Raw genomic sequence first — 18,236 nt, 5'->3', positions numbered from 1 at the left:
TCAGTGAAGCATTCCATCGCCAGACGAACGATCCGAATGAGCGGCCCAATCATGATTGGACTTATATGGATAGCCGCCTGTATATGGAATCGTATATACCTGTACCCGGCTCACATGATCAAATCGGTGTAACAGCAAATTACGAGCATACTCCGCAATCTCTGCCGCCGCCAGTACCGTAATATTCGGATTAACGGCAAGCACCAGCTCGATATGTACACCGCGATCATGCTCCTGAGCCTGCAATCGCTCGACCGCGATCACGCCGCGTACGCGCTGTACCGTCTCCATATAATCGCTAGCATCCTGCTGCTCCATCGTCTGCACAAGCCGTCCATAGATCGCCTGTCTGGCTAAACGATAGCCCTGACGCCACAAAATTATCGCTACAAGCAACGCTGATACAGGCTGTACATAATACAGTCGATCCTCATTTAGCTCCAGCGCAGCAATAGTACCCAGCATACCCGCCAGTACAATAATTGAGGAATACAGCGAATAGCGATGGGTATCGATCATTTCCTCCAGCGTATTGCTCTTTTGCTTGGACATATACCGATAACGGTAACGAAATACCGCTTCATTGACCGCCATCGCCAAAAAGACAAGCACAATGGCAAATGGCTTAGGCTCTGGCTCCACATGTGCCATCAGATCACGTACAGCAGCAATCGCAATTTCCAGCCCACCGAGCAATAAAACGACAGTAATGATCATCTGTGCAAAGGACGCGCCTACACCCTCGGCAGGACGATGCTCTGAACGCAAAGCCGCACGTCGACGGCTTTTCCAGCTACGACGCAGCAAGCGTTCTGCCAGCGTGCTTGCCGCCGATGAAGCGGTATACAGTGCATCACCGATTAACGCTTTATTCATCGCGATATAACCAGCAACACCTTTTACAATTGCCAAAACGAAACCTGTCAGCACCGATGTCCATAATCCATGCTCCTGTTGCCGGATCGGCTTGTTATCCATTAATGTCCTCCTAAGACAAACGGAAGCCGCGCCAATAACAGGACGCGGCTTCACCGTTGAAAGCTTGCAAGATTATGCCGTCGTCTTCGACGGTGTTTTTGCTTTTGGCTTTTGTTTGTTTTTCAGTACGAGCCAGAGTGGACTCGCGATAAAGATCGAGGAGTATGCCCCGAATGCCAGACCGATCATCATCGCCAGCGAGAACATACGGATCGACTCACTACCCAGAATGAACAGGAACAGACACGCGATAAATACAGTCAGTACCGTGTTCAGGGAACGAGTCATCGTTTGAGAAATACTTTTGTTCACGATTGTTGCCACATCGCCACGGTTTTTCTGTTTGGCAAACCGCATATTTTCACGAATACGGTCAAAGATAACGATCGTATCGTTCAAGGAGTAACCGATGATGGTCAACACCGCTGTAATAAAGGTCAGATCCACTTCCAGACGGAAAATGGAGAAGACCGAGATAACGAGAAACGCATCATGCAGCAACGCGACAACCGAAGCCACCGCAAAGCGCCATTCAAAGCGAATCGTAACATAAATGATAATCCCGAGACTTGCAAGCAGAACTGCATAGATCGCGTTGCGCTCCAGCTCTTTCGCAATCGTCGGATCTACCGTATTCACTTCAAACGAAGCGCCACTATCCAGATCCTTTGTGAAGGCTTGCTTGAGTTGATTTTCCTGTGTATCCGTCAGTACATTTTCAAAACGGATGGACAATCGCTCTGCACTACCATTACTAATATCTGCGGCTTCACCAAAGTCCAGCTTATCGATCACAGGCTTTACCTGCTGCTCTGTCAGTGGCTTGGTCAGCGTAATATCCACGTTCGAGCCCGAACGGAAGTCAACGCTATAGTTCAATCCGAACACAGCCAGTGAAATAATACCAGCAATCGTGACTACAATGGAGAATGTGTAGAAATACTTGCTTAATTTAACGAAATCATAGTCCCACTTAAAGCGCACTGCGTTCACTCTCCTTTACACCGAAATACTCCGGTTTGTCGATCAGTTTCCCATTGATCAGCAGGGACAACAGATAGCGGGAGAAGAACAGGTTACTTGCGATACTAACCAGAATGTTGAAAATCAGTACCAGTGCAAAACCACGTACTGCACCTGTACCCAGACCAAACATTACGGCTGCCGCAATGATTGTAGTCAAGTTCGCATCGATAACAGTACCGAACGAGCTACGGCTACCCGATTTGAATGCAGACGACATACTTTTACCTGTACGAATCTCATCCTTGATCCGTTCAAAGGTAATAATATTCGCATCGACTGCCATCCCGACCCCGAGTATGAAGGCGGCGATACCTGGCAGAGTTAATGTGAAGTCACCTGCAATAAAGATCATCAGTGTGAGCCAGATGTATACGATAATACAGAAGCCAGAAATTAGACCTGGTACACGATAAACAAAGATCATGAACAGTAAAATGACGATGGACGCGATAATCCCTGCACGCAGTGTATCTTGCAGCGACTGTTGGCCAAGCGATGCACCAACACTTTGCGAATAGATCTCGGTCAATTTCAGCGGCAATGCGCCGAGGTTGATCTGATCCTTCAGTTGTTGTGCTTCCTGTACGGTGTAGTTACCAGAGATGCTTGCTGTACCGTCTGTCAGCTCTGCACGAACTGTTGGTGCAGACAGCAGATCATCATTCAGGAAGATTGCCAGTGGCTGATTGATCAGACGTTTTGTAATCTCAGCAAACTTTTTAGCATCTTTAACTTTAATTGTGATTTCAGGCTGATTCAGCGAGTTATATACAACTGAAGCCCCATTTTCCTTAAAGTCATTACCTGTCATTTCCACTTTACAGTACACTTTCAGTGGATCTTGACTCGCAGCAGCGGCATTCGTATCGGAAGGAACGGATTCCTCACCTGTTGACGGCGTTACCTCTACTCCTTCTGGAGAGCCTACAGTTTGTGCAGACACGGCATTGCTGTCGGAACCGGATTTGGTTTCGGTCGTTCCGCTGGATTTACTAGTTGTTGTGCTCTTTTCAGCACCTTTGTCTGTAGTGCTTTTCTCTGTGGACGATGTTTGGTCCTTAGAGCTCGATTGGAAAGAATCAACTGGACATCCCGACATACTGCGGAATGTAAGCTCAGCTGGCTCTTTCATGGTTTTACGAACAGTAGCCTCGTCCGTTACACCTGCGATCCGAAGGCGAATTCGGTCGCTTCCCTCTGTAGTGATTTCCGGCTCACTTGTACCGAGTGCATTCGCACGTTGCTCCAAACTTTTTGCAGTCTGAATCAGGGATTCCCTGGTGACTGCTTCCCCCTGTGTCGTTGGCGTAGCCTGATACAAAATCTCAAAACCGCCTTTAAGGTCCAAGCCTAAACGGATGTCCTTAAACAGCGGTGTCGTTAAGCCGATCACACCGGCCACGACGAGTATTACGACTACGAAGCTGATGAGTCTTTTCATCCCGTGTGTGGTTCCCCTTTCATTCTCAATATTCCTATTATAGCGATGCGACAAATGACAGTCAATTTACCGGTGGTCGACAAAACAAACAAGCTGATGCCAGTAAAACACCGGCCCCAGCTTCTCATTGGTCCAATGAATGTCGATCGTTTTGCGAACAAAATGTGACAATTGCAGGCATTTTGTACATGGATATGTGGATAACGGCATCCATATCACGTTCCCCCGGCAATGGAATTACCGTATATCTGCTTCTTTGTACGAGGACATCGTCAGGTAGTGCATTAACTGATTCGGCTTCATTGATAAAATATCATTCACCAGCTCATACAGTCTGGGCATTCCCTGCTTAGCATATTTACTATTCAGGCAATCCCATAGCTCTTCCGAGGTGATTTGCTCATAACCAAGCAATTTAAATTCTTCAATCTTGCTCTGGCATAGCGATTCGATCAGCTCGGTTAGCTCCGCATTGCTCAGTTCATCCATATCCACCAGCTACCTTCCCTTTAACTTCATATCCTGCCTTGTTCACATGACCGCCGCCAGATGATCTGTCCAGCACACAATACACTCTATACCTTTCGCCCTTACCTTCTCAAATTCCTGCTTTTTACATAAACTTTACATATAAAAATGTAGAATTAGCTTACCGATGAAGGCATCAGCACATACATGAGATAGAGTGAAGCCAGCACAAGTGATAGCAAGGTCAGCGGCAAAGCAATTCGTAAAAATTCAATATAGCGTAGCCGCTGTCCCTCTCGCTCTGCCATCGAGGCGGCGATAAGACCAGCTGCTGAGCCTAGCAATGTACCACTACCTCCAATGCCTGCACCAAGCGCAAGCGCCCACCATAATGGATGCAGCAGCCCGGCTGAGCTTGCTTCCATCTGCTGACCTGTTTCCTGAATTAGCGGAATCGCGGCGGCGATCCATGGCATATGATCCATTGTCATCGACAGCAGACCCGTCACCCATAAAAGAATCATTGCGACCAGACCCATATTACCATTCGTCAGCTCGATCAGATAGGTAGCTCCTTCAATAATCCAGCCTGTTTGGATCAGCCCACCAGCTAGAATGAATAGCCCGGCAAAAAACAGCAACGTATCCCACTCTAACTGCTTCAATACACTAGATGGACGAATGCCACTCGTCCATTTACCTGCAATGAGTAATACCACTGCACCACCTGCTGCAATCCAGCCTGACTCCCATCCAAGCTGCGAAGCCCATACCAATAATATAATCACTGCTATATATAATACAGGTACGACAGCGCGCCTTACGATAGAATGCGATGAATTCACTATTTCGGGTACGATGGATGATTGCTCAGGCTGTAGAAGAGATGGCTGGATACGCAGTACTTTACAATAACAGAGCCATACGAGCACGATGTTCAACACAAACAATACTCCCACAATCGGTCCCAGCGCTGTAACAAAGGCTACAAAATCAAGCTCAGCATTATTTGTTCCAATCCATATATTCGCTGGCTGACCGATTAATGTTGCGGTACCTCCAATATTCGTAGCGAGTACAGAACCAATAAGAAACGGCACTGCCGACAATCGAAATGCCTTCGCCACCGCGATCATAATCGGCACCAGGATCAGCATCATCGTTACAGGCTCAAGCAGTGCTGCACCGACTCCTGCAAGCAGCATCATATATAGATATAATAATGCTGGGCGCCTTCCACTATAACGAATGAGCACAAGCGCAAACCGATGTATCGAGCCACTACGACCCATCACAGCAGCCATTATCAGAAGCCCTGCCCATAATAGAAGCGTATCCCACTGGATATGAAGCTGAAACGCACTACGCCATTGCACGATACCAAGCAGTAAAAAAAGCACAGCGGCAATTAGCGCAACCAGTGCTCGATTCAACTGCCCTGTCATCCAGATCGCATATGCCACCAGAAAAATCACGAGCGCAACCGTAGGCTGCCAGCTCATCATTTCCGTTATCATTAGCCTTCATTCCCCCTATCCTTGCCTTGTACAACCTTCATATTACCGCAGACTCACTCCCTATGCACGTACTTCCACTGTGCAACATAAACGATAGTTAAAAAGCAAACGGACTACGCAGAAGCGCAGTCCGTTCAACATTCATTGTTAGAATCATACCACCTTGCCTGTCGCCCTATAGCGATACAGCAGGTTAGGCTTTAGCTGCTGGAGCTGTTTCTTTTGCCGATGCATGGCTAATTGCCGAGCGATCAAAAGTCAGCTTTGTTACATCATTTACACGCAGTACAACGATATCGTCTGTCATTTCTACAATTGTACCATGCAGACCACCGATCGTTACGACCTTGTCGCCTTTACCCAGTGCATTCAGCATCTGGTTACGTTGCTTTTGCTTCTTTTGCTGCGGACGAATCAGCAGAAAATAAAATACAACAAACATCAGTACAAACGGCAAAATGGACATCCACATGTTGCTAGAACCCCCTGCAGCAGTTGCTACATTAAACATGGTGTTTCCCCCTTATTAAAATATAAACCGGAAGCCGGTCGCCCGGGCTCCGTTGTGTTTCTATCATTGGTCTTGCGCTCATCAATGGGCTGGATCAAAAGCCCTTGTCATTACCGTGCAGTCCATATTGCGTGAAGAACTCATCACGGAAATCAAGCAGACGATCTTCCATAATCGCCTGACGTACACCGCGCATCAGATTCAGCAGGAAATGCAGGTTATGATACGTCGTCAAACGCAGACCAAATGTCTCGTCTGCCTTGATCAGGTGACGCAAATACGCCTTGGAATAATTGCGGCAGGTGTAGCAATCGCAATTCGGATCCAGCGGGCTAAAATCGCGTGCATATTGTGCATTACGCACAACCACACGTCCCTGACTGGTCATCGTTGTACCGTTACGCGCGATACGTGTTGGCAATACGCAGTCGAACATATCGACACCGCGAATAGAGCCTTCAATCAGCGCATCCGGTGAACCAACACCCATCAGATAACGCGGCTTATTCGTTGGCAAAAATGGCATCGTATACTCCAACGCCTGATACATCAAATGCTTAGGCTCGCCAACGCTCAGTCCACCAATAGCATACCCCGGGAAATCCATCGAAGTCAAATCAAGTGCACTCTGCTTACGCAGGTCCTCATGCATACCACCCTGCACGATCGCGAACAATCCTTGATCATGTGAACGTGTATGACTTTCCAGGCAACGCTCTGCCCAGCGTGTCGTACGCTCCAGCGATTTTTTCACATATTCATATTCGGCTGGATATGGAGGGCACTCGTCAAATGCCATCATAATATCCGAGCCAAGTGCATTTTGAATCTCCATCGCCACTTCTGGCGACAGGAACAGCTTGTCTCCATTCAAGTGAGAACGAAAATGTACACCTTCCTCACTAATCTTACGCATTTCGCTCAGGCTAAATACCTGAAAGCCGCCACTATCGGTCAAAATAGGACGATCCCAGTTCATGAATTTGTGCAGCCCGCCTGCTTCCTTGATCAGGTCATGACCCGGACGCAGGAACAGATGATACGTATTACTCAAAATAATATGCGCATCCATCTCTTTCAGTTCTTCCGGGCTCATCGTTTTTACCGTTGCCTGTGTACCTACTGGCATAAAGGCTGGCGTCTCGATCACACCATGCGGTGTATGCACGCGGCCCAGTCTCGCACCGGATTGCTTACAGGTTTTAATATGTTCGTATCGAATTGGTCCAGACATCACATGTATTCTCTTCTTTCTGCATTAAAATATTCGTTCACGTCCAGCTGGACGCTCGTCACCTGGCTTAGCATCTATCGGCAACTGTGTCTGTTTCGACGCAGACACCCTTCTTTATTCTACGTAAACAGTAAACCCTCTGCCGCTGCCTTCATTCGTATCACAGCCAAAAAAAGGGCAGCACCGACATTTTATTATACCGGAGCCACCCTACTTAGCACAATATATGTTTATATGAATATATCAATAAATGAACATCGCATCGCCAAAGCTAAAGAAGCGGTATTGCTCACGAATCGCTTCCTCATACGCCGCCATAATATGGTCACGCCCAGCCAGCGCACTCACCAGCATTACCAGCGTTGACTTTGGCAAATGGAAATTCGTAATCATCGCATCCACCAGACCGAATGTATGCCCTGGATAAATGAAGATTTGCGTCCAGCCACTTGTTGCTTCCAGCGGCTTGCCTGTAAAATCACGTGCTACCGTCTCCAGCGTACGCGCTGATGTTGTACCTACTGCTACGATGCGTCCACCACGAGCCTTGGTCGTGTTGATCAGCTCTGCCGTTTCCGCGGGTAGCGAATAATACTCCTCATGCATCACATGATCCTCTATCGTATCCACGCTCATCGGACGGAATGTACCCAGACCGACATGCAGCGTAACGAAGCCAATCGATACCCCTTTGGCACGAATCGCTTCTAACAGCTCTGTCGTAAAATGAAGCCCTGCTGTCGGTGCGGCAGCCGAGCCTTCATGCTTCGCGTATACCGTCTGATAACGTTCACGATCATCCAGCGTTTCCTTGATGTAAGGAGGAAGTGGCATTTCACCCAGGCGATCCAGAATTTCCTGGAAAATACCTTCATAGCGGAAGGTGAGCACACGCATGCCCATATCGCCTTCTTCCTCGATCACCGCTTCCAGCTCATCGCCAAACTGGATGACTGCACCCGTTTTGATCTTTTTACCTGGCTTAACGAGCGCTTCCCAGCGATCGCCCTCCAGCTGAGTGAGCAGCAATACCTCGGCTTTGGCACCTGTATCTTTTTTCGTTCCAAACAGACGGGCTGGAATGACGCGTGTATCATTCAAAATCAGCGTGTCGCCTTCATTAAAATAGTCCAAAATATCACCAAAATGCTGGTGACGAATTTCACCGGTTTGCTTGTTCAATGCCAGCAAACGAGAAGCTGTTCGATCCTTGAGTGGCACCTGTGCAATCAGATGCTCCGGTAATTCAAAATCATACAAATCCACTTTCATGTTCATTTATCCCTTCACAATATCAACGTCATGATAGTAATGTTCTAATATTTCCTTATAATCGGCGCCTTCATCCGCCATACCCTTGGCACCCCACTGCGATAACCCCAGTCCATGCCCATTACCGCGACCGGTAAACAGGAAGCCGCCTGGCTCAGTCACACGTGCATTGCCATCTCCATTCAAGATCACCGTACTCGTACTGCCTGCACCCTGTCCAGACGCGCCTAGCAATGTCGTACCGCCAGCAGATAGTTCATCCTGTGCATTGCCAGAGCCGATCACGGTATATTTGTCCGTGCTCACCACATCAAATAGCGTGCTTGGCAGACTATTCAATGCCGAACGGAACATATCGGGATACTTCACCTTTACGACGCTCCCATTGATCTTAATCTCCGTTACACGACCAGACGGTCCGCGCTGACTCACCTGAATCGATGTGATCGTAGAAGGTAAGGTAGACGTCGTTTTTCCTTTTAATGCAGCGAGTAGCTCCGCTGATTTGAAAGGGCCACGAATCCATTGATAGCTGTTTGATTCTGGAACGACCTCCAGTACAACCGCCTCATCGCCCGGGTTCAGCTGCGATACCGACTGCACGCTGTTTTGTACAACCGGAAGCTTACGCACATTGGTATTTTTAGTCGTCACCGTCATTTTATCCAACCCAGCAGATGTCTTATCGCCAGTCAGCTTTACATTATCCTCGCGTATATAACCAGAGCTTCCATTATCCAGCAGCACATGATACCACTTTTTGAGTGAAGCCTGCGCCGCTTCATCGCCTTTGGAATCAACGGTCACAAATACATCGCCACCGCCGCTATTCCAAACCTCGGATGTGTCTGCGCTAGCGCCACCCGCATTAGCAGAGAAGATCGACTCGATCACTTTGCCATTTTTCATAATGACCTCGCCAGCTGTAGCATCGACTGCGGCAATGATCCGCTTATCTTCTGCACCTACGCCATTATAGGCTTGACTGAGTGTCGTATCAACCACATCAGCAATTTTAAACTTGGAGCCCTGCTCTTGAAAACGAGCATAGCTACGAGCAGCTACCGCCTGCGCCTTGAGCGATTCCGCAGGCCATGATGCCGAAACCTCGCCACCAACGACCGAATACAGATATTGTTCCATCGGAAGCACATTCACCCATGCGAGCTGACCATTATAATTACTCAGCTCAAAATCACCACGATACGTACGTGCAGAACGCTCCGTCACCTGCGCACCCGATGCATTGCCCTTAATCGTCAACTTGGCATTCGTACCGCTTAATATATAGTGATTAACCGGCGACGGACTGGTTACGCTTGACGTCACATTTTGACGCATAATTAACGCAGGCGTGGAGCTGCTCACTGTCGTTAACGGAGCTGTAGGTAAGGCTTCCGCTGCCGTCGCTTTTACCGCTGCAAGCGCCGTAGCATTCGCTTCCTCACCAATCCAGACCTCGTAAGAGCCACTACCAGTCATGACCATATAAGCATCCAGACCTGCTGCTTGAGCCGTATTAAGCACGCCCTGCGCCTGTGCTGAGCTTACAAAGCTACCTGCGGACAGATGCATGCCACCCTTCACTGTTGGCGTTTGTCCGCCCAGTAATGAGCGTGCAGTGGAAGCGACACGAGTGGCTGCCGTTTGTGCATTCGCTTCAGAAGCATACATGCCTGTATACAACTGATACACCGTTTGTCCACCTTTTGAGGTAGAGAATACAATCGGCTTATCGCTAGTTGGCTGAAGTAATTTGATTCCAGCAGCCACTGTATCAAAGCTAGGCGTTTCCAATACCTTAACCCGATACCCGTCAATGCCAAAGCTCGCCTGCTGACCGATATCCTGCCACGAATCAAATACGCCGCCCTGTGTCACCCCAACCTGCAAACTAGCAGCAGATTTTACATTAACGACTGGCACGATAGACGTATATGTACTACCGCCATTAAAAAAGAGCCCCACCCGCACGTCCTCTTCGAACGAAGGTTCACTGGCATGAGATACCGAAGAATGACCGAAGAAGCTACAGCTCATCACCACTGCCAAAAGAAAGCTACTTGTTTTACGCATACACACCTCAGAAGATTTATTATAGATTGAACATTCAAAGGATACACTCACGACATGACGATCTACTTTAATTATACTTCATCTTTATGCCTGACGATAATTCTGCCAGACATACGTGTTATAAATATAACACTTTTTTAGGATTTTTGCTGACGATGGCTATAACGGGAGTATACAAACGACTTCCTCATGGAAAAAAGCCATCCACCACGTCTATACGACATCGTGAATAGCTCTTTTTAACTTGATTGAATTTAGCTTTTGTTAAACAATTGTGTATTTATTGTATATTGACCCTGTTGCTGCTGTACAAGTTGATCCTGAAAGGCATCAAATGCAACAGGCCCATCAATCTGTCCCTTTTTCAATAGCTCATCATACAGCTTGCTGATATAGATCGTTTGTCCATATTGCTGCTGGATCTGCTTACTATTCCAAAATTCCTGTTCGCTAAGTCCGGTCAATGCGATCCTACTCTTCATAATTTGCTGAATAAGCTGCTGGTCGTTACCTTTGCTTGCCAGCGCAGGATCATATAAACGATCCTTTTCAGTCTTCACCATTTGTGCCATTTCTTGCTCCGAGACGGTAATGCCTAGTTTCTGTGCATATTGGGCAGCCAGCTCTTTTTTCAATAATTGATTCAGTAGTTCAGCATCCGTTCCAATATTTACAGAGCTATCTGTTCCCTGCTGTAGCTGATTGAGCGTTGTCACCATTTCTACATTTGCTTTGTAAAAATCAAATTCCTGTTTGGAAACGTGGATGCTGTCGCCTTCCACAATCAGTGCATGGTTTGACGAATGCGTAGATTCTCCAAATATAGAGCCCTTCTGACCCTCCTTCGACTTCAGCTGATCAAACGTTGTTTGCATAACTGCCTGCCGCTGTGCAGCCACTTGTTCCTTTGACGGCTGTGCTCCTCCGTACCTCCCAACAGCTACTCCAGCCGCAGTTACGACTATAATACCTAATGCCATCACAATAACTTTCTTGTTCATCCCAATCAACCTCCTGTTTACTAGAACATCGTATGTACTTGATGTTGCTTATTTTGTTCGTTTCTATTAATTAAAACAAATCAACAGCTTTTCACTACCCAGCAATTTTTCACTACTGACTATTCATCTTTTCACAAACAACTATTCATCCATTACTATTTACAGGTGAATTCTAATAGGGTCGACTTCTCTAGCTTACATCCATCTAACTATTGGCAGGCTACGATTTCCAGAAAAATGTATTTTATTGAATTATTTCATAGCCCGGTATCGAAGTAAACCGATTCCAGTTAAATTGTGAGCTACAGCCTATGGGATGTATTACTTTGTACTTAGATGCATTTTATGATGTATCTTGCTTAAAAATAGAATCGTTCGTGCCCGTTCCTGTGTGAGCCTATCAAAACCAAATAAGCATACAAAAAAGCTACAGATATACACATTCATGTATCTGTAGCTTTCTCCTATACTAGACTATAACCTTACTTCCCCTTCAAATCCTCCGGCATCGGAATGCCCAGATGACTATACGCCTTTGGCGTTACCACACGTCCACGCGGTGTACGCTGCAAAAAGCCCAGCTGAAGCAAATAAGGCTCATACACATCCTCAATCGTCTGCCCTTCCTCGCCGATCGTCGCTGCAATCGTGTCCAGACCTACCGGACCGCCGCGGAAGCTATGAATCATCGCCTCCAGCATCTTATGATCGATCTGATCCAGACCACAAGGGTCAACCTGTAGCATGTTGAGCGATTCCTTCGCAATCTCCGGTGTAATAATCCCGTCACCACGAACCTGCGCATAGTCACGCACACGCTTGAGCAAACGATTCGCAATACGCGGTGTACCACGTCCACGAAGCGCAATCTCCTCAGCAGCATCTCCCAGAATCTCAATACCGAGAATATCCGCACCACGACTTACGATAAACGTCAGCTCATCCACCGTATAAAACTCCAAGCGGCTGACTACACCAAAACGATCGCGCAGTGGCGCCGATAACAGTCCCGCTCTAGTTGTCGCTCCGATCAGCGTGAATGGCGGCAAATCCAGACGTACCGAGCGTGCACTTGGTCCTTTACCGATCATAATATCAAGTGCCGAATCCTCCATCGCAGGATACAGTACCTCCTCCACCGAACGATTCAAACGGTGAATTTCATCGATAAACAGTACATCTCCGTCCTGTAGATTCGTTAACAACGCAGCCAGATCCCCTGGACGCTCAATCGCTGGCCCTGATGTAGTACGCAGGTTCACCCCTAGCTCATTAGCGATAATATTCGCCAGCGTTGTTTTACCCAGTCCCGGTGGGCCATACAGTAATACATGATCCAATGCTTCGCCGCGCATCTTGGCAGCCTCGATATAGATTTTCAGGTTTTCCTTTACACGACTCTGTCCGATATATTCCGCAAGGTAACGGGGACGCAGACTGAGTTCCACCGCTTGGTCTTCCATCATCAAATTCGCCGATATAATGCGGTCATCCGTCATCTTAATCGCTCCCCTCTTCTTGCCTGCGGCAAGTTTGTTTCATCATCGATACGTTATTCATACGTGGATAAGATAATATATGGATACGATGTACACTCCTATTCATCGTTCATATTGTTTGTTTTATCTTATTTTATAGTTGCTTGATATAATTGCTTTATATTATTGCTTGATATTGATCATACGATTTTATAGTACAGATTTTATAGTACAAAAGATTTTATAATACAAGCGTGTAATTTGATATTAGCATGTTGTATCTCAGTCTTTATTTACGGATGTAAGCAGTGCTACAACCGCTTATTAACAAGCGTACAAGTGCAAATGCACAATTGCTCCTGTCACTTATCTTATTTACCGCGCTTATGCTGCTTGTGCTGCTTGTGCTGCTTGTGCTGCTTGTGCTTAACCAGTATACAGCATCTTCAAAGCCCGTTTCATAACAGAATCCACCGTATCTTCTGGAAACACCTCATGCTTGAGCGTCTGCCATACCCGATCCAGTTCAGTATCGGTATAACCAAGAGCTTTCAAAGCTTCACGCACTTCTGACCATACATCGCCACCAGCTACAGCTGGTGCTGTCGACGTCGCTGCAAACAGTCCAGTCGCCATGATCGAGTCACCGATACCATCCAGCTTATCCTTCAGATCGAGAATCATACGCTGTGCCGTCTTCTTCCCAATACCAGGAAGCTTGGTCAAGAACGTAATATTCTCCTGATAGATCGCCGTAATTACCCCCTCCGGACTACCACCACTCAAAATTCCAAGTGCCACTCGAGGTCCAATGCCCGACACTTCAATCAGCTTACGAAATAGCTTCTGCTCATCCCGAGTCGGAAAACCAAACAGCTGAATCGCATCCTCACGTACATGATGATGAATATACACGATCGTTTCTCCCTCTGCCTTCGCAATTGCAAATGGATTCGGGCAAAATACACGATAACCTACGCCATGCACATCCATCACTACATATTCATTTTCCAGATGAACTACAGGCCCACGCAAAAAATCGATCATTTTTTCAATACCTCATTTAACTTGGAATTTAATACATAGGAGTGAGCATGGCAGACAGCTACAGCGAGCGCATCCGCTACATCATCTGGTTTTGGAACCTTTTGCAAATTCAAAAACATCCGCACCATCTCCTGCACCTGACGCTTCTCTGCCTTACCATAACCGACAATAGCCTGCTTCACCTGCATTGGTGTATATTCAGCGATCGGTAGTCCCTTTTGCGCTGCTGCTAAAATAGCTACACCTCGCGCCTGACTAACCGACATCGCCGTAGTTACGTTACGATTAAAAAAAAGCTTTTCAAATGCAATCATCTGTGGCTCATACTTTTCGATCAGCTGCACCATACCTTCATACACATGGAGTAGACGTTCCTCCTCCGGTGTATGGGCTTCAGTCTGAATACAGCCATATTGCACCGGCGTCAGCTTACTACCATTTTTATCGATAAACCCGAAACCAACAATAGCAATCCCGGGGTCAATTCCCATAATACGCAAATCCATCTCTCCCTTACGTAACCCGCCGTTCAGACCACACTCCAACGTCTTTGTTGAAAAATGGCTTCCTCTCTATAATAAGCGAAACAGGCGAACATATGTATCATTTTTTTATTATACCAGAAAATTTCTATGGCGGTCGCGGCGAATTGTTATACACCCTTGGTGAATCGATATACCTGCTTAATTAGGTTTTTCTATCATTTTTAGTTTTAAAATATGCCCTAACTTTATTTACTCCATTGGTATCTTAGTCTTTTATATGTATCTTATAGATGTCTTCTATATCTTTGTTGCACCTCTTAATGTATACCTACATTTTCCTCGTCGTTTAATTTTGCTGCATACTATCTAGCTTCATTTCTTTCCCCAGAATAAAGATGTAGTATATCTCCTGTGAGTGATTAAAGTAATCAGTTATATCAACAAAGCTATCGTCCATAAGCCCTCTTCTCTATTAAATAGACAGCTGATCAACACTATTATTCAAACATTTCGCACGGTTTATTGCATTGTCATCCATTCCATTTCACGTTAGCTTAATAGTAAGAAAATCTTGATTCTTAAGAGCCTCTCTCATTCTTACATCTACCTGTTTAAATCAATTCCAGCGCAGTCACAATTCTTTGTATATAATCAGCAATCGAAACTCAACAATCGAACCAACTTCATGACTACCAGATCCAAATAGCTATGAACACGCACATAAGATGATTATATCTTTTCTAAATTTCTGTCTTTTCTATTTCATTGTTCATTCTCCATTTTTATCTTTTATTTTCTATCTTTTATTTTTTCTAACCATATGCGCTATCTTCTCTATACCGATCCTGCTACTACGCACCTATCGCTGACACAGTTATCTATAGAGAAAGTATCACTAGCTATATAAAAAAATGTAGTTCATTTCATTCATAAAGGAGTGGCTATTCCCTTGATCATACCGAATCATCTACCTCAGCGTCTTACTATTACAATGTGGGATTTTTCCTGGTATACAATGACCATGCCCGGAGAGCCTTATCATGACTTGCAGGCACGTTTTACAGAAGCTGTAGAGCGCGGCTACAATACAATTCGGATTTGTGCAATGCCTTTTCTATTATTTACATCGCAAGGTCCACGTTCAGGAAAGCTGCGATTCAGTAACTTAGGACAGCTTGGTCAGCGAAGTCGCTGGTACAATTGTGCGGGTGGCGCTGAGCTAGACGGGCATCAGCATATTTTAGAGCTGTTTAAGCAAGCACGGCTTCATAATTGCTACATTATCCTGTCATCCTGGGAATATCAGCAAAGCCCCAGCTTTCTTGAATCGCCCGAGCTATGTAAAGAACTACGACAGATACCACCAGGCGAGCGTTTCCTCACAATTGCACATTCGATGAACAGCTTGCTCGATTTTCTAAAACAAGCTGGCTTTCAGCAGCAGATCGCTTACGCTGAGCTACATAACGAGATCGAATTTGGACAACTCACTGCCCTTGCCGATGAAGCAGGTATTCCTGCACATCCAATCGGTGAACAGATTCGTCACCTTACCCCTTATGTAGAAGAAGCCGTTCAGTTACTGCGTGATCGTCATCCGGATATACTGATGACAGGCTGCTATACTGCCAATGAGCCCTATGATAAAAAGATTCTACCTCGTAACTTTCAGGTCGCTCATTTCCATCTCTATTTGAAAGGTGTGCTTCAACAGTTGATGGATGCCATGGATCTGGATGAACAGTATGCTCCTTTTCCTAATCCATTCGTACAAAGCCTATTACGCGAAAATGCTCCTTCGATTCAACAATGGCAGCTACCATCAGAGCAAGCGTGGAGATTAGACGGTAATCCTGTAGGTGCCAAAATGCTATACGTACATGATTGGGCTGATCCCGATCGCTGGGATGCATACTTATACGATCACTATGGAGAACATAAACAAGCGATGCTAAACAAAGCAGAAGAACGTCTGACGGAGATTCACGCATGGGCAGATGAGCAGCATATCCCTGCCGTTGTAGGCGAAGGATATATCGGTTATACACCACTATATGCAAGCTTTGAAGAAGGCCCTGTAGGAAAATTTATCGCCGAATATGCTATTCAGCTTAGTATGAAAATGAACTTCTGGGGCATAACACTATGCTCTAACTGTGCACCTCATCACCCATTCTGGCAAGACATCCACTGGCAACAAAGATGGAACCAGTACATTTTAACAAGTTAAATCAATACTTTGATGTATATATGCAGCGATGCATATGCACAACTTAAAATTTCCATGTAATTTCTATGCAAAATGAGCTTTTATATAAGTATGCTCGCTTTTATATAAGCACGCTCACTAATTATCAAGTATATTCGCTCAGTATACGTATTCCACCTATATACTCCATCTATATATACGTATTTTTCTCATATAAGAATAAGAAGTATATATGTCCATGATACGTACAAACCAATCTGATACGTACAAACCAATCAAATACATATACATTTTATATAGTGTATATTCAACAATGTACATTCAAAAACTAACCAACCCATTATTTTATACACCAATAAACTCCTATATAAAATAAAAAGCCATCATTCTTAATGAATGATGGCTTTTTTGTATCGGGATGACACGATTTGAACATGCGACCCCCTGGTCCCAAACCAGGTGCTCTACCAAGCTGAGCTACATCCCGATATAAGTGCCGGTGAAGGGACTCGAACCCCCACGGTTTCCCTCACGATTTTGAGTCGCGCGCGTCTGCCAATTCCGCCACACCGGCAAGTGTGAAAAACTTAAAAATAAATGGCGCGCCCTAAGAGATTCGAACTCCTGACCTTTTGATTCGTAGTCAAACGCTCTATCCAGCTGAGCTAAGGGCGCGTATGGAGCGGACGACGGGAATCGAACCCGCGACCCTCGCCTTGGCAAGGCGATGCTCTACCGCTGAGCCACGTCCGCATACTGCATGTGTTTCTTTGTAATCCTCATTATAACTAAAACTTATAAGTTATAAATGGCGGAACCGACGGGATTTGAACCCGCGATCTCCTGCGTGACAGGCAGGCATGTTAACCCCTACACCACGGTTCCACTTTAATTGCGGGGACAGGATTTGAACCTGTGACCTTCGGGTTATGAGCCCGACGAGCTACCGGACTGCTCCACCCCGCGTCGTCAAATAAAGTATATATGGTGGAGACTGACGGGATCGAACCGCCGACCCTCTGCTTGTAAGGCAGATGCTCTCCCAGCTGAGCTAAGTCTCCATATTATGACCCGTAGGGGATTCGAACCCCTGTTACCTCCGTGAAAGGGAGGTGTCTTAACCCCTTGACCAACGGGCCTTACTCAAAACAACCTTTATTATCTTAACACATTTCTTACATAATTGCAAGCCTTATTTTACATTTCATTAGTTAATTACTAACGGGCTTCTGGCGGAGAGAGAGGGATTCGAACCCTCGAGACGCTTGTGACGCCTACACGATTTCCAATCGTGCTCCTTCGGCCAACTCGGACACCTCTCCGTATGGCTCCCCGAACAGGACTCGAACCTGTGACAACTCGATTAACAGTCGAGTGCTCTACCAACTGAGCTATCAGGGAATAGTACCCGCTCTTACGAGCGGCAGCTTACACTTTCGAAGCCAGCTTTACAGAATAAAGCTGTGAGGTCTTGCTTGTTCGCTTGGCGACGT

At 46.1% G+C, this 18,236-nt stretch carries 14 protein-coding genes and 10 tRNA genes; 1 reads left to right on the top strand and 23 read right to left on the bottom strand.

Annotated features, from left to right (window positions below; genetic code table 11):
• The 13 genes from IEX62_RS13715 to ruvC all read right to left on the bottom strand — a co-directional run bounded on the left by IEX62_RS13715 (window position 1) and on the right by ruvC (window position 14,549).
• Window positions 1-978: a cation diffusion facilitator family transporter gene (locus IEX62_RS13715; RefSeq protein ID WP_188776110.1), complete on the bottom strand. Its 978-nt coding sequence runs from the start codon at window positions 976-978 to the stop codon at window positions 1-3.
• Between the two features lie 72 nt (window positions 979-1,050).
• Entirely contained in the window at window positions 1,051-1,962 is a 912-nt protein-coding gene (secF, locus tag IEX62_RS13710) for a protein translocase subunit SecF (RefSeq protein ID WP_188776109.1), read from the bottom strand.
• Window positions 1,952-3,445, bottom strand: coding sequence for a protein translocase subunit SecD (secD, locus tag IEX62_RS13705; protein ID WP_188776108.1), 1,494 nt, complete (start codon window positions 3,443-3,445; stop codon window positions 1,952-1,954). Before secD ends, secF begins: the two co-directional genes overlap by 11 nt.
• Before the next feature lie 237 nt (window positions 3,446-3,682).
• A complete protein-coding gene (locus IEX62_RS13700) occupies window positions 3,683-3,934 on the bottom strand; it encodes a post-transcriptional regulator (RefSeq protein WP_308422649.1) in 252 nt (83 codons plus the stop codon).
• Between the two features lie 155 nt (window positions 3,935-4,089).
• A complete protein-coding gene (locus IEX62_RS13695; protein WP_188776106.1) occupies window positions 4,090-5,430 on the bottom strand; it encodes an ArsB/NhaD family transporter in 1,341 nt (446 codons plus the stop codon).
• A gap of 193 nt (window positions 5,431-5,623) precedes the next feature.
• Window positions 5,624-5,941 (bottom strand): preprotein translocase subunit YajC, encoded by a 318-nt coding sequence (gene yajC, locus IEX62_RS13690; RefSeq protein ID WP_188776105.1) that lies wholly within the window; start codon window positions 5,939-5,941, stop codon window positions 5,624-5,626.
• A 94-nt stretch (window positions 5,942-6,035) separates the two neighbouring features.
• Window positions 6,036-7,175, bottom strand: coding sequence for a tRNA guanosine(34) transglycosylase Tgt (gene tgt, locus IEX62_RS13685; protein WP_188776104.1), 1,140 nt, complete (start codon window positions 7,173-7,175; stop codon window positions 6,036-6,038).
• A 243-nt stretch (window positions 7,176-7,418) separates the two neighbouring features.
• Entirely contained in the window at window positions 7,419-8,447 is a 1,029-nt protein-coding gene (queA, locus tag IEX62_RS13680; protein WP_188776103.1) for a tRNA preQ1(34) S-adenosylmethionine ribosyltransferase-isomerase QueA, read from the bottom strand.
• A gap of 6 nt (window positions 8,448-8,453) precedes the next feature.
• On the bottom strand, window positions 8,454-10,523 hold the full coding sequence (locus tag IEX62_RS13675; RefSeq protein ID WP_188776102.1) for a SpoIID/LytB domain-containing protein: 2,070 nt from the start codon (window positions 10,521-10,523) through the stop codon (window positions 8,454-8,456).
• Between the two features lie 254 nt (window positions 10,524-10,777).
• The gene (locus IEX62_RS13670; RefSeq protein WP_188776101.1) at window positions 10,778-11,524 is read right to left on the bottom strand and encodes a SurA N-terminal domain-containing protein; all 747 of its coding nucleotides are present in this window, start codon (window positions 11,522-11,524) and stop codon (window positions 10,778-10,780) included.
• A 482-nt stretch (window positions 11,525-12,006) separates the two neighbouring features.
• Window positions 12,007-13,023, bottom strand: coding sequence for a Holliday junction branch migration DNA helicase RuvB (ruvB, locus tag IEX62_RS13665; RefSeq protein ID WP_188776100.1), 1,017 nt, complete (start codon window positions 13,021-13,023; stop codon window positions 12,007-12,009).
• Window positions 13,024-13,428: 405 nt separating this feature from the next.
• Window positions 13,429-14,049, bottom strand: coding sequence for a Holliday junction branch migration protein RuvA (gene ruvA, locus IEX62_RS13660; protein WP_188776099.1), 621 nt, complete (start codon window positions 14,047-14,049; stop codon window positions 13,429-13,431).
• Window positions 14,046-14,549, bottom strand: coding sequence for a crossover junction endodeoxyribonuclease RuvC (gene ruvC / locus IEX62_RS13655; protein ID WP_188776098.1), 504 nt, complete (start codon window positions 14,547-14,549; stop codon window positions 14,046-14,048). Before ruvC ends, ruvA begins: the two co-directional genes overlap by 4 nt.
• Window positions 14,550-15,525: 976 nt before the next feature.
• Here ruvC and IEX62_RS13650 point away from each other — a divergent pair.
• Window positions 15,526-16,764 carry a cellulase-like family protein gene (locus tag IEX62_RS13650; protein WP_188776435.1) on the top strand — a complete coding sequence of 413 codons (1,239 nt, stop codon included), beginning with the start codon at window positions 15,526-15,528 and terminating at the stop codon, window positions 16,762-16,764.
• Window positions 16,765-17,156: 392 nt separating this feature from the next.
• Here the strand turns inward: IEX62_RS13650 and IEX62_RS13645 are convergent.
• From IEX62_RS13645 to IEX62_RS13600, 10 genes are all read right to left on the bottom strand, one after another.
• Window positions 17,157-17,230 (bottom strand) — tRNA-Pro (locus IEX62_RS13645).
• A gap of 7 nt (window positions 17,231-17,237) precedes the next feature.
• Window positions 17,238-17,317: transfer RNA gene (locus tag IEX62_RS13640), tRNA-Leu, on the bottom strand.
• Between the two features lie 24 nt (window positions 17,318-17,341).
• Window positions 17,342-17,418 (bottom strand) — tRNA-Arg (locus IEX62_RS13635).
• A gap of 3 nt (window positions 17,419-17,421) precedes the next feature.
• Window positions 17,422-17,496, bottom strand: a tRNA-Gly gene (locus IEX62_RS13630).
• Between the two features lie 56 nt (window positions 17,497-17,552).
• Window positions 17,553-17,628, bottom strand: a tRNA-Asp gene (locus tag IEX62_RS13625).
• A gap of 7 nt (window positions 17,629-17,635) precedes the next feature.
• Window positions 17,636-17,709, bottom strand: a tRNA-Met gene (locus IEX62_RS13620).
• A 19-nt stretch (window positions 17,710-17,728) separates the two neighbouring features.
• Window positions 17,729-17,804: transfer RNA gene (locus tag IEX62_RS13615), tRNA-Val, on the bottom strand.
• A gap of 6 nt (window positions 17,805-17,810) precedes the next feature.
• Window positions 17,811-17,882: transfer RNA gene (locus tag IEX62_RS13610), tRNA-Glu, on the bottom strand.
• 91 nt (window positions 17,883-17,973) lie between these two features.
• A tRNA-Ser gene (locus IEX62_RS13605) sits at window positions 17,974-18,065 on the bottom strand.
• A 3-nt stretch (window positions 18,066-18,068) separates the two neighbouring features.
• Window positions 18,069-18,144: transfer RNA gene (locus tag IEX62_RS13600), tRNA-Asn, on the bottom strand.
• Window positions 18,145-18,236 lie beyond the last annotated feature (92 nt).

This window comes from Paenibacillus hunanensis, assembly GCF_014645615.1.
GTDB classification, from domain to species: Bacteria; Bacillota; Bacilli; order Paenibacillales; family Paenibacillaceae; genus Saccharibacillus; species Saccharibacillus hunanensis.
The sequence above is the reverse complement of the archived record's forward strand: the minus strand, read 5'-3'. Positions and strand labels throughout refer to the sequence as shown.